Source organism: Pinibacter soli, from assembly GCF_029961145.1.
GTDB classification, from domain to species: domain Bacteria; phylum Bacteroidota; class Bacteroidia; order Chitinophagales; family Chitinophagaceae; genus Pinibacter; species Pinibacter soli.
The window spans coordinates 1-15,319 of sequence record NZ_JASBRG010000002.1; the positions used below are offsets into that span (position 1 = coordinate 1).

Here is a 15,319-nt window from a genome sequence, read left to right on the forward strand (position 1 = left end):
GAACAAGCGGATGAACTTTTGCCCAATCCTTATTCAAATGCTGAAGGGAGTGACACAACGATGCTTAATACATATTCTAAAGCTGTGTTCATACATCTCTCTACTGCATAACTATAGGATGAGCTGGTTCTTCTTTGCAAAAATGTGGGCCTATTCTGCAAGAAATCAACAGGTAAAGCTTGTACCTTTGCCACCCTATGGTGGAAAAATTACCGCACGATTCAATTGTTCCGTTTAAAGAATCTGAGGCTAATAAGAAGGCCCAGGTCGCGGACATGTTTGATAAGATAGCTTTTCGTTATGATTTCTTAAACCGCTTTTTGAGTGGTGGTATTGATATTACCTGGCGCAAAAAGGCAATCAAAGAACTAAGAGAAACTAAACCGAAAAAAGTTTTAGATGTTGCAACCGGAACGGGGGATGTAGCCATCATGATGCAGAAATATCTGAATCCTGATAAAATTGTTGGCATAGATATTTCTAATGGAATGCTGGAACTGGGGCGGAAGAAAATCGCAAAAGCTTTGTTAAACGACAAAATCGAGCTGCTGCAAGGCGATAGTGAGACAATAAACTTTCCAGACAATTCGTTTGATGCGGTGACCGTAGCTTTTGGAGTTCGCAACTTCGAAAATTTGAGAAAAGGTCTTGATGAGATGTTGCGCGTTTTAAAACCCGGGGGCAAACTGGTGGTTTTAGAGTTTTCAAAACCAACCGTTTCTGGATTTAAAGGTTTGTACAAATTGTATATGAATCTTATCGCCCCAGGTGTTGGTAAAATGATCTCTAAAAACAAAGATGCCTACCAATATCTTAATGATTCTGTTCAGGCCTTTCCCCAAGGCCAGGAGTTTGTGAATATTTTAAATGAAGAAGGGTACGTTGATACCTACTTAAAAAAACTTACGTTAGGAATATGTACAATTTATTGCGGCAAAAAGAAACACGGCTAAAGATCCTACCACTGGGAATTTTATTACTGCTTTTTTCTATTACCGCTCAGTGTCAATTGCGTGACCGCTTAAACCTTCCTGACAATGATGACAAACGTTATACAATAGGCATTATTTTGATGGGAACGCAGAACAGGTTTCAGATAAGTCAACATCCGCAATTTTTAGCAACCGATAGTGTTCTTACTAGTAATCCAATTACTTCAATGGGTTTAGGGATTGGTGGTATGCACACGTTGCGTTTGTCTAAAAGATTTGAAGTGAGGGCAGTTTTTCCACAATTGCTATTTGTGAATAAGACGCTTTCATACACATTGAAATATCCGGAATCGGGAGAATCAACGACTACAACCAAAAATGTTGAGTCCATTTTGCTTGGTTTTCCGGTGCAGTTAAAATTGAAATCGGACAGGATCGATAATTTCCGCGTATATATGTTCGCAGGCGCAAAGTGGGAATATGATCTTTCTTCCAAAGCGCAGGAAAAAAATGCTGAGCAGTTCGTAAAACTGAAATCTTCGGATTTTGGGATTGAAGCGGGTTTAGGTTTCAATTTTTACATGCGCTATTTCATCTTGTCTCCTGAACTAAAAATAAGCAATGGCATTTCGAATGTACATAGCCGTGATCCGGACCTGAAGTTCTCCAACGTGATTGATAAGATACAATCAAGACAAATAATTTTCTCTCTGATATTTGAGGGTTAGACGTGGGTTAAAAGATTAAAAAGGACGAAGATGATTCGTCCTTTTTTGTTTGTATGTGTTCGAACTTTTGTTTTAAAATCCTTTCACATTTTTTTAGCATTTTCGTTTTAAACACGGTGCTGTTTTTGAGTCAAAGATGTAACTAAAATAATACGCTATGAAAAAGTTACTTATGTTCGGATTGATTGCGTTAGGCTCTATTACTTATGCAAAAGCTCAGGTTTCAGTAAATATAAATGCTGGTTTTGTTATAGGTCCTCGTCACGGTGTTGTATGTGCGCCGCCGGTGGTTTATCAAAGGCCTCCAGTAAGGGCATGCGCACCTGTGGTGTATGTAGCACCGCCACCACCTCCTGTGTATTATGCACCGGCACCAGTATATGTAGAGAAAAGAGTTTATTACGATGACCGTTGCGAAAGGGGTCACGGGCACGGACACGCGTATGGGCACGATAAAGGTTGGAAACATGGATGCAGATAATAATTGAGGGGTTAATATAGGAATGGCCGTCAGTTTTTGACGGCCATTATTTTTTTGAGAGCGTTCCTTTCTTTGAGGGCGAATGCAATTCGCCCCTACTAGACCATCAATAAGGTGGCCGCGATTATACCTGCAGTTTCTGTTCTTAATCTTGTATTTCCTAGTGATACTGGGATGTAGTTGTGACCAATTGCCAAATCGACTTCTTCCTTTGAGAAATCGCCCTCGGGGCCGATCAAAATTATTTGTGAAGTATTTGTATCAACGACTTTCTTTAATTCGCTTTTTTCGCCTTCTATGCAATGAGCTACAAACTTTTTCTTCTGAGTCGCGGCTTGAATTACGGCAGCTAGCTTTTGCGGTTCCGGCAATTCTGGTAGCCATACTTGTTGACTCTGCAGCATTGCGCTCACAAGAATGTTTTTCATTCTGTCATGCCGGAAATGTTGCTTTTCAGTTCTTTCGCTTAAAAGGGGAATAATTTCGCTTATGCCCAGCTCAGTTGCTTTTTCTAAAAACCATTCAAAACGGCTGGCGTTCTTTAAAAGAGAAATAGCGATAGTGGCTTTATTTTTCTGAGCCTCAGTGTAAATTGTTTCTTTTACTTCAACAGTACATTTCTTTTTGTGGTCGTCGATAATCGTCACAGTGAGTAAACTTCCTTTCCCATCTGTGAGCTGCAACATCTCTCCTATGTGCATGCGCAAAACCTGCACAACATGCTTTGAAGTTTCTTCCGATAAAACGATCGTCTTTTGATTGGGAGTGTATTCTGAAAGATAAAAGAAGGGGAGCATGTTAATGTGTCGATTTGAAAATTTGAAAATTTGAAAATGCTATTTATGCGCCATTGATTACAATTCTCGGGCTGTTTCATTTTCAAATTTTCAAATTAGCATATTCTCAAATTAGAAAGGGGCATCATCATCAATATCCATATTGTTCATTTTGCTGCCGAATTGATTGTAGAGTTTTGCCCCACCGCCAGCGCCGGCATCTGCTCCGCCACCGTCACCTACAGGTTTCCAGCTACCACCACCGGGTGGAAGTCCGCCGCCGAAATCGTCTTGTTCCATCTCAACGAACTTTTGGATATGCAGCAAGGCTTTTAGTTTAATTGTTTCAAGCGAACCGTTACGGTGCTTCGCGATCTTAATGTGCGTCTCACCTTTGTTGGCCTCGCCCATTTCATTTTGATTGATATCGTAATACTCCGGACGGTATATGAACATAACCATGTCGGCATCCTGCTCGATCGCACCAGATTCACGAAGGTCACTCAACTGAGGGATCTTGTTTCCATCTTTACGGCTTTCTACCGCACGACTCAACTGGCTCAGTGCGATGATAGGAACGCCCAACTCCTTTGCCAGCTGCTTAAGTGAACGCGAAATCTGGCTTATCTCTTGTTCACGGTTGGTATTTTTTTCACCACCACCACTCATCAATTGAAGGTAGTCGATGATGATCATTCCGATGTTGTGTTTATTCTTCAATCTGCGACATTTTGCTCGCAATTCGAAGACGTTCAGAGCTGCCGTATCATCAATGAAAAGAGGTGCCTGAGTAAGCCTCTGGATACCCTTTGCATAGAGCTGTTTCATTTCATACTCTTCCAGTTTACCGCGGGTGATTTTTTCGAGCCAAATTTCACTTTCTGCTGAAAGGATACGCGTTACCAACTGAGCGGCACTCATCTCAAGACTGAAAAAAGCAACACCCGTTGGCTTGGTAGGATGAAGCGCGGCAGAACGCGCAAGGTTAAGAGCGAATGCCGTTTTACCCACAGCCGGCCTCGCTGCGAGAATGATCAAATCCGTTGGCTGCCATCCATATGTTACTTTATCCAAAGATGTGAATCCGCTTGGTACCCCACTGATCTCTTCTGTGCGGTGGCGCATGTCCTCGATACGCTGGATCGTTTTTACCAATACAGAATCGATACTTTCGAAGTTCTTTTTCAGGTAGTTGTTAGTTATCTGGAAAAGTTTGTCTTCCGCTTTATCCAACAATTCGAAAACTTCTGTTGAATCTTCGTAGGCATCGCCGATGATCTCGCCGCTAATGCGAATCAATTCTCTTTGAATGAATTTTTGCACGATAATACGGGCGTGTGCTTCAATGTTAGCCGAAGACACCACTGTATTTGTAAGCTTGGTTACATAGTAAGGACCCCCAATAACATCCAATTCTCCTCTGAATTTCAGTTCCTCTACTACGGTTAATATATCAATCGGTTGACTTTTTTGTGCCAGACCGAGCATACATCTAAAAATTCTCTGATGTGCATCCAAATAAAAACACTCAGGCTTCAGGATTTCAATTACCACATCAAAGGCACCTTTTTCCAGCATTACGGCACCCAGCACTGCTTCTTCCAGTTCTTTTGCCTGGGGCGGTACTTTGCCATATACCATTGTGCTCAGGTCTACGGATCTTTTTCCTCGTTGCTTGCGATCTTTTAGGTTAGTTAATTCCATGTTTTCAGAACAATAAATGTTTTAACCATTGATTTTGAAACCAATGACTAACGGGTTGTCGTGTTCAGCCTATCTTTTTAACTTGGCGTACTTCTCGGTTTTTGGTGGCGTTGCTTGCTTTAAAAAATTGTTATGGCAATATGAACAAAATGTTATCCCAGTAAGTCAGGACGGCGAATATAACTAGCAATGAGCCGAATGAAAAAATTTTTTAAATGCTTAAGTTGTACTATAGTAATGCACAGACTTATACACAGTAAACGCTGGCTTATTCACATCAAACCATCAGTCTTACACAATTTAAAAAAGTTTTCCGTTCTTTTTAAAACTTAATTCACACCACTTGTGCGTAAATAAAAAGGCTCTATTTATTGATTTGCGTGGGCAAACTACAGAATGGCATTTTATCAAAAAAACAATAAAAATAATATGACTTAGGGCCGAAAAGGCATGTTCTGGCTGCCATTTCACGTATTTCATTTTTTAGAATATCAGTAAAATCCAACGCGGAAGGGAGCTGGCAATTGACACTAATTCTGCAATCGGTTGAAACGTAGTAACAGCGCCCTTTATACAAGTTTAAATGGAGCATTAAGAAAGTTGCCGAAGCGCTTTGCAGTAGTTTTTAAAAAAGACTGATTACTTTTTGAAATTGCCTCAAAGATGTTTGGTTCGATCACAACCACGTCCTTTTTTAATGTGCGTTTCCAGTTCCCTTCCACCTGGCCATTAACGACGATGGTGGGATTAAATATGCCATTGCTGGTCGCGATATACTTAATATACTTTTCATCTACAATGGTAGTCCGGTCTGCATACCCCATTAGGTATTCATCGAAGGCAGGCAGAAGGTATAGCGACGGCTTCTTTTTAAAATCGGACAGTTTTTTAGTTAGCCAATAAACGTTTCCGCCGATTGTTTTTTCTTCAAATTTGTCGTCGACCATGGCAAAGGCTGCTTTGGCTTCAGTTAGCGGGAAACCCGACCACCAAACGAAATCTTTAATGCATGCAGGCGCATGGCCGGATAAGTAACGTTCGGCCAATAGTGCGAGGGCCTCTTCGTTCTTAATAGCTTTCGAAGGAGGTACCCATTCGTCAAGCAACGTGTGCGTGAACTGTTTCCCGTTTCTTTCTCCAAAACAGATTAGTTTGTCTAATGAAGCCCTTAATAAGATGAAGTTCATGCGCAAATCATTAGTTGCAATTCCCTTCTTGTTTAGTATAACGGCGAGTTCTGTGCGAGTTAGTTGCTTTCCGTTAAGTAAGGCTTTTTCAATCGCCGAAAAGCTTTTAGAAAGAATGGGTTTATCAAGCCCCAATCGCTTGTAGTGGCTAGCGTGCAGGGTGTTCAATCTTGGAGCAATCAGTGACAAAATCCAGTGGATGTCTGTTGCTGCAAGAAAATGTAGGGTTCCCCGCAATGCCCACGTACGAACGATGGTTTTTTGCGCTATTGCCGTCTCAATATCTTCATCGGTGGCGTCAGGCAAACGCAATCCAATGGCCCATTTCGCCGCTGCATAATCCTGTGCCTGCATCGCACCAAATGTAGCAACGACATGACCAGCATTTGCATATGGCTGCTGACTTATCAACTGATTGTGAAGCCGGAGATATTTGAGGTCTGAAATTGTCATGGCAAACAAAAAGTAAAAAATTAAACGTACAAATCCGAATCGAACTAACTTGTTTTCTACTCAAAGAAAATAACAGGTTGTGACAATGGTATGTCAGGGGCGTAAAAAGAAAAACCCGGACATTTTCCGGGTTTCATTGTATTGTTATTTTGCGGGAGCAGAAGTTACCGTTACCGAGTAGTGCTTTAGTGTTTTTATAGAAAGTTCGTCGTTCTCTGCAATGACCAATTTATAAGGCTTAAACTCGCCATTATTATCTTTAAACCCGATAATGCAGGAGTAAGGATCTGTCCCTTGTTTCATGACAGGGCGAGGCATATATCCAAGATTAGGAAACGTTATCGTATCAGCTCCGGTTACTTCCTGGTACTGCATCTCCACTTTGTATTTAAACATATAATTTGTTTCGTACAGTTTTACACTGAATTTCCATTTGTTCAAATTGTCTGCTACCGGTTTTTCGAAAACCATTACTGGCTTTTCATTTACGGTAGAACGCTTTTCCGGAATTTCGGCAACTACATCATTTTTTACTGTGCTATCTGCATTGGCAACTTTCGTGTTACCATTAGTGTTATTACACGCAACAGCCATGTAACAAAGGCTTAGAATCAAGATTGTTTTTTTCATAAGTTGAACGGTAAAGATATTAGTTTTAAATTTTCGATCAGACGGTGTGAAATATTTCAAAAACTGAGCCATTTGTTAGCGAAAAAGTAGCCATCTTTTCCGCTTCGGAAATTACCTGCAAAAACAATTATCCCGTTGTCCAGTTTGTAAACATTCGATTGTTATTTATTCAAGCAATTAAAACTTATTACAATGAAAGATTTTATTTTCTTATTCAGAGCCGACTACAAAGATCTCGGACAAGCTTCACCTGAGCAGATGCAGGCGAGAACACAAAAATGGATGGATTGGGTTGGCAGTATCGCAGCGCAAAACAAATTGAGCAGCAGGGGTAACCGTTTAAATCCCGCGGGCAAAGTTGTAAAGAAAGGAAATGTTGTAACCGATGGGCCTTTTACGGAGATCAAAGAATCTCTTCTTGGCTACATTGTGGTGAAGGCAGAAACTATTGATGAGGCTGTCAAATTGTCAGAAGGTTGCCCAATCCTTGCGTCTGACGATACTTCTGTTGAGGTGAGGGAGTTTGATGTTATTTAACAACTGACTAATTTCGAGGGGTGAAAGCGGTCGCAGTAATAGGCGAATGCGATTCGCCCCTACACCGTTTATGGAAGATCAACAACTCATACCACATCTATTCAGAACGGAGTGCAGAAAGATTACTGCTGTGCTTTGTAAGCTTTTTGGTATTGAGCATATAGAAGTGGCGGAAGATATCGCAAGCGATACATTTCTTGCCGCTACTGAATTATGGGGCATAAAAGGCTTGCCAGAAAATCCCGTTGCATGGCTGTACACTGTTGCGAAAAACAAAGCCAAAAATCATCTTAAACGAGATGCTATTTTCAATGAAAAGATTGCCGCGCAACTAAAGCACTGCTCAAACAGCTCGGAAGAAATTGAGATAGATCTTTCCTCTCAAAACATTACCGACAGTCAGTTGCAAATGATGTTTGCAATTTGTCATCCTGCTATATCGTCGGAAGCTCAGATCGGGCTTGCATTGCGTATTCTTTGCGGCTTTGGTATTGAGGAAATTGCAGATGCATTTTTGACCAACAAAGAAAACATCAACAAACGATTATTCAGAGCAAAAGAAAAACTGCGAGCAGAAAATATCACTATTGAATTTCCAGGCGCAGATGAGATCAACAGTCGTCTTGAATCTGTTTTGACAACACTGTACTTGTTGTTTAATGAAGGTTATTATTCTCTGAGTCATCATGCTGTTTTACGTAAAGATCTTTGTGCGGAATCAATGCGGCTTACGCATATGCTTACAGAAAATGAACAAACAAATACAACATCAGTCAATGCATTACTGGCGTTAATGAGTTTCCAGGCTTCACGTTTTGATGCGAGGTTTGATCTGCAAGGTGAAATGATTTTGTATGATGACCAGGATGAAAGTTTATGGAACGCTGAATTGATTGCGCAAGGCGAACATTACATGAATCTTGCATCAACTGGGGACAGTCTTTCCAAATACCATCTTGAAGCGGGGATAGCTTTCTGGCATACGCTTAAGACAGATTGTATTGAAAAATGGGAAAGCATTTTGCAGTTGTATAATCATTTGCTTTCGCTGGAATATTCTCCGGCTGCCGCACTCAACAGGACGTACGCATTCTCAAAAGCAAGAGGTAAAAAAGAAGCAATAGTTGAAGCGGAGAAACTAGAACTAAATGATCATTATTTGTATCAGGCGTTGTTGGGAGAATTGTATTCAGGGGTTAATAATGAAAAAGCTATCAGACATTTTAAGAAGGCATTGATATTAAGTAAATCCGGAGCGGAGCGGGCTTTACTAGAGCGAAAGATCGGAAAACTGGAGACCCGAATATGAATCACTAAAAGCACTTAGAACACGTAGCTAAGGATACATATATTTATTAGTCACGTTCTATCAATTTTGAACATAAAAAAAAGTCCCCCGAAATCAGGAGACTTTTTCTGTGGTGTGGGCCGGGATCGAACCGGCGACACAAGGATTTTCAGTCCTTTGCTCTACCGACTGAGCTACCGCACCATCCTTTTACTTCAACAAATTTAGTCTTTTAATGTACCTCTTTCATCGAAGCGGGACGCAAAAATAGGGGTTTCTGTCAAATAATCGCTATTCTGCGAAAAAAAATTTCAATTATTTTTTTACAACAACATTACATACCGTACTGTGCAAGGAATTTGATACGCATAATCTTCAATTGTTCCCAGTCTAAACTTAAATCACTAAGCTCATCTTGTGCCAATTTAAGATCGCTTGTTTCGCAACCTTTAAAATAATCTAATATATCTTGCTGATCATCCTCATCCACCATTTCATTAATGGCGTAATCAAGATTCAGTTTGGTACCACTCGCTACAATCGTTTCCATTTCTTCGAGCAATTGCTCCATCTTCATATCCTTGTTCTTCGCAATTGCTTCAAGCCCAATTTTCTTATCAACCTGTTGAATGATGTAAACTTTATTGCCGCTTTTATTAACCACACTTTTCATTATGAAGTCGTCTGGTTTTACCACATCATTTTCTTCCACATATTTAGCGATGAGCTCAATGAATGGTTTACCATAGCGGATCGCTTTTCCTTTGCTTACACCTGAACATTTTTCAAGTTCCTCAACTGTTGTCGGGAACATTGTTGCCATATCGTGCAATGAGCTTTCAAGGAAAATAACAAATGGAGGCAGTGATTTTTTCTTCCCTTCTTTTTGGCGAAGTTCTTTCAGCATTTCAAACAACTTTTCGTCTGATGCAGTGGCTCCGCCGTTTGATTCACCTTCTTCATCATCTTCGTTTGCATCTTCAAATAAATTGTTGAGCACGATTTTGAATGATGTTGGTTTCTTCAGGAACTTCTCCCCTTTTGGTGTGAACTTCAATACACCATAGTCTTCAATATCTTTTGACAACAAGCCTTCGAGCAACATTTGACGTATCAAAGAGTTCCAGTAGTGATATGGTTCGTTGTTGCCTATTGCAAATTCCGCAATGCCTTCATGGCGGAACATTTGTATTTGTGGAGTGAGTTTACCCGTGATAATGTTTACAGTGTAATCTGTCGCAAAACGTTCGTCGAGCGCCTTTACTGTTTTCAATACTTTCGCTGCATTCTCTTTAGCTTCTACTTTTTCTTTCGGATGTAAACAGTTATCGCAATTGTTACAATTGTCCACTTTCCAATCTTCACCAAAATAGCTTAGCAAAGTTTTGCGGCGACAAACACCGCTTTCTGCGAAAGCAACCGTTTCCCCGATCAACTGCGCGCCGACTTCTCTTTCACTCAACGGTTTGTCTCGCATGAGGTGCTCGATCTTGGAAACATCTTTGTGGGAGTAGTAAAGAATACATTTTCCCTCCAAACCATCACGGCCTGCACGACCAGTTTCCTGGTAATAATTCTCGATAGATTTTGGAATGTTGTAGTGTATTACAAAACGCACATCCGGCTTGTCGATGCCCATTCCAAATGCGATGGTAGCAACAATTACCTGTACATCTTCATTCAGGAACATGTCTTGTCTTTCCGCACGCAACTTACTATCAAAGCCTGCATGGTAAGCAACCGCCTTGATGTTATTTGCCACCAATATGTCTGCAAGTTCTTCGGTTGTTTTTCTATTGAGTGTATAGATGATGCCGCTCTTGCCTTTATTTTGAACAATAAATTTTACCATGTTCTTAATCGTGTCCTCTTTCTTGATCTTCGGCTGAATTTCATAATACAAATTCGACCTGTTGAAAGAAGACATGAATATATTCGGCTCGCGCAAACCAAGGTTTTTCACGATGTCGCTTTGTACCTTCGGAGTAGCTGTTGCGGTTAAAGCGATTACGGGAATATCGGGGTTGATCTGATCCATCATTTCACGCAGTCTTCTGTACTCAGGGCGAAAATCATGTCCCCATTCAGATATACAGTGCGCTTCGTCTACTGCGAAGAATGATATCGTAAGTCCGTTAAAAAGTTCGAGATTCTCTTGCTTTGTAAGCGTTTCAGGCGCCACGTACAAAAGTTTGGTTTTGCCCGTGAGAAGATCATCGTGTACTTCGCGAATTTCTTTTTTCGTAAGAGTGGAATTTAAGAAATGCGCAACTTCGTCGTTGCTGCTATATCCGCGAACCAGGTCAACCTGGTTTTTCATCAAAGCAATAAGCGGAGAAACAATGATTGCTACGCCCTCGCTCATAACAGCAGGAAGCTGATAACACAAGCTTTTTCCACCCCCTGTTGGCATAATTACGAATGTATCTTTCCCGGAAAGTAACGATTGAATGATTGCTTCCTGGTTGCCCTTGAATCCATTAAAACCAAAATTTTCCTGCAAGCATTCTTTCAGGTCGTATTGAGCGGCTGCTTTTTCGATAGATTTAGCGGAAGCCTTTTTTGTAGTAGCTTTTTTAGCTGTTGTGGCCATATTTCTTAAATTTTCCTCCTCACAATAAATTATTTCTCTTCCTTAAAATGAATTCTGCCGTGTGGCAAGCTAGTCGTAGAAAGATAAGGAAATAAAGGCAGGATTTTTTAAGGTTGGCGAAGTTACTAAAAAAACATCGCTATTAAAATGATGTATTTCACAAACATGGAACTTTTAGGGACAAGTTGGGAAGTGCCCAGCCGACAAAAACCTACCACGTTCTATTTCAGATGTTTAGCAATTGGCCTTCAACCGCTTAATTTCTGATCGTTGCAGCTAAACTCTTGATATACGAATTTTAACAATATGTATTCATAATAAACTAGTTCTTAAGGAAGTCGCGATGTTTGCTATTTTTGCATCCATCATGACGAAAGAACAGATAAGGCAGACAGCTTTGCGAACAATAAGTCTTGAGACTGAATCAGTTGCGGGACTGGCACATTACATAAACGACGATTTTATAAATGCGGCGAACGCTGTTTATGCAACTGCGGGTCGATTGGTTATCAGCGGCATTGGCAAAAGCGCGGTTATTGCACAAAAGATCGTTGCGACGCTGAATTCTACCGGTACGCCGAGCCTTTTCATGCACGCAGCCGATGCCATCCACGGCGACCTTGGAATGATCCAACAGGATGATATCGTGATGATCATCAGCAAAAGCGGTGAAAGTCCGGAGATTAAAGTATTGGTTCCATTGGTAAAAAATTTTGGCAATCCTATTATTGCGATGGCGGGCAACGAAAAATCTTTTCTTTGCCAAAACGCAACATACATATTGAACACAACCGTTTCCCAGGAAGCATGTCCCAATAATCTGGCACCCACCAGTAGTACTACTGCGCAAATGGTAATGGGCGATGCGCTGGCGGTTTGCCTCATGGAGCTGCGCGGCTTTTCAGGAGATGATTTTGCCAAGTTTCATCCTGGTGGATTATTGGGCAAAAAACTGTACTTGCGAGTGCAGGACATCTACATTAATAACCCAAAGCCTTTTGTTTTACCTTCAGACGGCATTAAAAGGATAATCATTTCCATTTCTGAAGGCAGAATGGGAATGACTGTGGTTGTAGACGAAAGCAAGCAAATTCAGGGTGTTATAACAGACGGTGACTTACGCCGGATGCTCGAAAAGGAAACTGAAATAAGCAGCGTAAAAGCCACGGATATTATGTCGAAAGGGCCAAAAATGATTGAGGCCGATGCGCTTGCTGTAGATGCGCTTGACAAACTACGCAAATATGACATTACGCAACTGGTTGTTGCAGAAAACAATAAATACTGCGGAATCATTCATTTACATGACCTTGTAAAAGAAGGACTAATTTAATCAGGGTTTAGGATTTACGAATTAGAAATTAGCCCCGAAAGTTATGATAACGATAAATAAACGGTCTACCAGCTAATTCCTAATTCCTAATTCCTAATTTCTAGCTGTATATCCTTATCTTGCCATCCTTAAAAAAATCGCGTTAAACCTTAAGAAGAACAGTAATGAATAAGCACCATTATGTTGCTATTATGGCTGGTGGAATAGGCAGCCGTTTTTGGCCAAAGAGCAGAACACATCATCCAAAGCAATTTCTAGATATCCTGAACACGGGAAAAACCCTCATCCAGTGGACGTTTGAACGTTTCGCAGGATTTATTCCCAAAGAAAACATTTTCATTGTTACCTCTCAGGAATATACAAAAACAGTAAAGGAACAACTACCGGATATTAAAGATGAAAATATCCTCGCTGAACCATCCAGAAAAAATACAGCTCCCTGCATTGCATACATGGCATTTAAGCTATTACAGCAAGATCCAAACGCTTCTTTGATCGTAGCGCCTTCTGATCACCTGATCCTTGATGTAACGGCGTTCACAAAAGTTTCATTGGAAGCATTGCGTTTTGTTGAAAAACACAATGCACTGATCACACTGGGTATTAAGCCAAGTCATCCAAACACTGGTTACGGTTATATTCAATACGAGCAACATGCGGTGAGTGACAATGTTTACAAGGTTAAAACATTTACAGAAAAGCCTAATCTGGAGCTGGCAAAAACATTCATTGCAAGCGGCGATTTCCTCTGGAATGCGGGCATTTTCGTATGGCAAGTAAAAAATATTGTTGCTGCTTTTGAAAAATATCTACCGGAAATGTATGAAGTGTTTGCGGCCGAAAAAGATAACTTTAATAACTCCGGAGAGCAAGCAGCAATTGAAAGAATCTATCCTCAGTGCACCAACATCTCTATTGACTTTGGCATTATGGAGAAAGCAGACAACGTGTACATCATTCCTTCATCATTTGGTTGGAGCGATTTAGGAACGTGGAATAGTGCTTATGATAATTTGGAGAAAGATTATTTAGGCAATGCTGTAGCGGGAAATAATGTGATTGTAATTGATGCCACTAACTGTATGGTACATGCGCCAAATAACAAACTCGTTCTTGTGCAGGGTGCTGATGACTTCATCATCGTAGATACAGAAGATGTCTTGCTGATTAGCAAGAAGAATAAAGAACAAGAGATCAAAGATTACGTTGCAGAAGTGAAACGTAAGAAAGGCGAGAAGTTTTTGTAAACAATCGTGAATGGCCAAATGTGAATCGTGAATTGGTCTCGATTGATTGATTTTACTTTTTATGATTGAACACTCAGGTTACTCACGATTCACGTTTCACAAAAATAATAAAGGCATTAACCTCGTGGTTAGTGCCTTTATTATTTAATTGCCTATAAATTTGCCTCGTCATTGTATATCTTTGAGCGTTTTAATTTTTTTAGAATCCAAAAACTAACTCTTTGAATTTTACAGAAACCTGTTCAAACTTTATAGAAGGCATAAAAGCAACTACTCCACTTGAGTTTGTTGCGGTTGTATTTGGTATTATTTCTGTTCTTTACTCACGCAAAGAAAATATCCTGGTTTATCCCACCGGCATCATCAGCACAGTGCTTTACATATACCTATGTTTTATAGGAAAACTATACGCAGAGGCTTCTGTAAATTTTTACTATACAGTAATGAGTATTATTGGTTGGATAATGTGGGCCAGAAAAAAAGAAGGCGAAACAGTTTTACATATTACAAAAAGTAGTACAAAGGAATGGACGCACTGCTTGCTCTTTTTTGTAGGATGTTGGGTCATTCTTTTCCTTGTACTCAGACACTTTACAGACAGCATAGTTCCTTTAGCAGATGGTTTCGCCGCCGCATCAGCATATACCGGTATGTGGCTGATGGCAAAAAAGAAACTGGAGAACTGGATCTGGTGGATTGTTACAAATGTTGCTTCGATTCCACTCTATTACATCAAAGGTTATTCATTTACAAGTTTCCAATTTTTAGTTTTATTAGTTTTGGCAATAGCGGGATTGATCACATGGTCAAAGAAAATTCAGCATGAAGGACATTAAAAAGATAGTAGTAATAGGCCCGGAAAGCACGGGAAAAAGCACGTTATGCAAATTGCTTGCAATGCATTTCAATACCATTTGGGTAAAAGAATATGCGAGAGAATACCTGTTGCAAAATGGCAAGAAATATTCCTATGAAGACCTTGTAACTATTGCAAAGGGACAGATAAGTCTTGAGAACAAAGGCCTCGACGAACTTTCTGAAGAACAAACCGAACCAAGTCAAACACCATTACTTTTTATCGACACGGATATGTATGTGATGAAGGTGTGGAGCGAATTTGCGTTTGGTAAATGTGATCAGTTCATTCTCGACCAAATCGTAAGCAGAAAGTATGACCTATATCTGCTTTGCGATGTAGATATCCCTTGGATAATAGATGAACTCCGAGAATACCCCGATCTCACGACAAGAGAAAAACTATATCATATTTACAAAGACATTCTTATCAATCAAAACGTTCCCTGGACAGAAGTGAGTGGCTCTTATGAAGAGAGGCTAGAGAAAGCGATATATGCGGTGAAGCAAATAACAGAGTAACTGAAGGTTTGAATATCAGAGTCTCTGTGGTTATTTCAAGGTCATTGCATTTG

14 protein-coding genes and 1 tRNA gene are annotated in these 15,319 nt (G+C 40.3%); 9 read left to right on the forward strand and 6 right to left on the reverse strand.

Features of this window, described 5'->3' with window-relative positions; all coding sequences use genetic code 11:
• The first annotated feature begins 197 nt into the window (after positions 1 to 197).
• The 3 genes from ubiE to QJ048_RS03440 all read left to right on the forward strand — a co-directional run bounded on the left by ubiE (position 198) and on the right by QJ048_RS03440 (position 2,141).
• The gene (gene ubiE / locus QJ048_RS03430) at positions 198 to 953 is read left to right on the forward strand and encodes a bifunctional demethylmenaquinone methyltransferase/2-methoxy-6-polyprenyl-1,4-benzoquinol methylase UbiE (protein ID WP_282332930.1); all 756 of its coding nucleotides are present in this window, start codon (positions 198 to 200) and stop codon (positions 951 to 953) included.
• Positions 917 to 1,660 (forward strand): type IX secretion/gliding motility protein PorT/SprT, encoded by a 744-nt coding sequence (gene porT / locus QJ048_RS03435; RefSeq protein WP_282332931.1) that lies wholly within the window; start codon positions 917 to 919, stop codon positions 1,658 to 1,660. Before ubiE ends, porT begins: the two co-directional genes overlap by 37 nt.
• 157 nt (positions 1,661 to 1,817) lie before the next feature.
• Positions 1,818 to 2,141 carry a hypothetical protein gene (locus tag QJ048_RS03440; protein ID WP_282332932.1) on the forward strand — a complete coding sequence of 108 codons (324 nt, stop codon included), beginning with the start codon at positions 1,818 to 1,820 and terminating at the stop codon, positions 2,139 to 2,141.
• Positions 2,142 to 2,239: 98 nt separating this feature from the next.
• Here QJ048_RS03440 and QJ048_RS03445 read toward each other — a convergent pair whose 3' ends face one another.
• The 4 genes from QJ048_RS03445 to QJ048_RS03460 all read right to left on the reverse strand — a co-directional run bounded on the left by QJ048_RS03445 (position 2,240) and on the right by QJ048_RS03460 (position 6,891).
• The gene (locus QJ048_RS03445; RefSeq protein WP_282332933.1) at positions 2,240 to 2,938 is read right to left on the reverse strand and encodes an RsmE family RNA methyltransferase; all 699 of its coding nucleotides are present in this window, start codon (positions 2,936 to 2,938) and stop codon (positions 2,240 to 2,242) included.
• A 111-nt stretch (positions 2,939 to 3,049) separates the two neighbouring features.
• A complete protein-coding gene (gene dnaB, locus QJ048_RS03450) occupies positions 3,050 to 4,621 on the reverse strand; it encodes a replicative DNA helicase (protein ID WP_282332934.1) in 1,572 nt (523 codons plus the stop codon).
• 569 nt (positions 4,622 to 5,190) lie between these two features.
• Positions 5,191 to 6,261 (reverse strand): winged helix DNA-binding domain-containing protein, encoded by a 1,071-nt coding sequence (locus QJ048_RS03455; RefSeq protein WP_282332935.1) that lies wholly within the window; start codon positions 6,259 to 6,261, stop codon positions 5,191 to 5,193.
• Positions 6,262 to 6,405: 144 nt separating this feature from the next.
• Positions 6,406 to 6,891 carry a hypothetical protein gene (locus tag QJ048_RS03460; RefSeq protein ID WP_282332936.1) on the reverse strand — a complete coding sequence of 162 codons (486 nt, stop codon included), beginning with the start codon at positions 6,889 to 6,891 and terminating at the stop codon, positions 6,406 to 6,408.
• A 192-nt stretch (positions 6,892 to 7,083) separates the two neighbouring features.
• On the opposite strand from QJ048_RS03460, the gene QJ048_RS03465 reads away from it, so the two are divergent.
• Together QJ048_RS03465 and QJ048_RS03470 are read left to right on the forward strand one after the other, a co-directional pair.
• Positions 7,084 to 7,428, forward strand: coding sequence for a YciI family protein (locus tag QJ048_RS03465; RefSeq protein ID WP_282332937.1), 345 nt, complete (start codon positions 7,084 to 7,086; stop codon positions 7,426 to 7,428).
• 70 nt (positions 7,429 to 7,498) lie between these two features.
• Positions 7,499 to 8,737 (forward strand): RNA polymerase sigma factor, encoded by a 1,239-nt coding sequence (locus QJ048_RS03470; protein ID WP_282332938.1) that lies wholly within the window; start codon positions 7,499 to 7,501, stop codon positions 8,735 to 8,737.
• 110 nt (positions 8,738 to 8,847) lie between these two features.
• Here the strand turns inward: QJ048_RS03470 and QJ048_RS03475 are convergent.
• Both QJ048_RS03475 and recQ read right to left on the reverse strand, forming a co-directional pair.
• Positions 8,848 to 8,920: transfer RNA gene (locus QJ048_RS03475), tRNA-Phe, on the reverse strand.
• Between the two features lie 130 nt (positions 8,921 to 9,050).
• The gene (gene recQ, locus QJ048_RS03480; protein WP_282332939.1) at positions 9,051 to 11,309 is read right to left on the reverse strand and encodes a DNA helicase RecQ; all 2,259 of its coding nucleotides are present in this window, start codon (positions 11,307 to 11,309) and stop codon (positions 9,051 to 9,053) included.
• Positions 11,310 to 11,652: 343 nt separating this feature from the next.
• On the opposite strand from recQ, the gene QJ048_RS03485 reads away from it, so the two are divergent.
• The 4 genes from QJ048_RS03485 (at position 11,653) to QJ048_RS03500 (ending at position 15,266) form a co-directional block, all read left to right on the forward strand.
• On the forward strand, positions 11,653 to 12,642 hold the full coding sequence (locus tag QJ048_RS03485) for a KpsF/GutQ family sugar-phosphate isomerase (protein ID WP_282332940.1): 990 nt from the start codon (positions 11,653 to 11,655) through the stop codon (positions 12,640 to 12,642).
• 164 nt (positions 12,643 to 12,806) lie between these two features.
• Positions 12,807 to 13,889: a mannose-1-phosphate guanylyltransferase gene (locus tag QJ048_RS03490; protein ID WP_282332941.1), complete on the forward strand. Its 1,083-nt coding sequence runs from the start codon at positions 12,807 to 12,809 to the stop codon at positions 13,887 to 13,889.
• Between the two features lie 221 nt (positions 13,890 to 14,110).
• Positions 14,111 to 14,725 (forward strand): nicotinamide riboside transporter PnuC, encoded by a 615-nt coding sequence (gene pnuC, locus QJ048_RS03495; RefSeq protein ID WP_282332942.1) that lies wholly within the window; start codon positions 14,111 to 14,113, stop codon positions 14,723 to 14,725.
• A complete protein-coding gene (locus QJ048_RS03500) occupies positions 14,712 to 15,266 on the forward strand; it encodes an AAA family ATPase (protein WP_282332943.1) in 555 nt (184 codons plus the stop codon). The genes pnuC and QJ048_RS03500 overlap by 14 nt, the downstream gene beginning before the upstream one ends.
• The last annotated feature ends 53 nt before the right edge of the window (positions 15,267 to 15,319 follow it).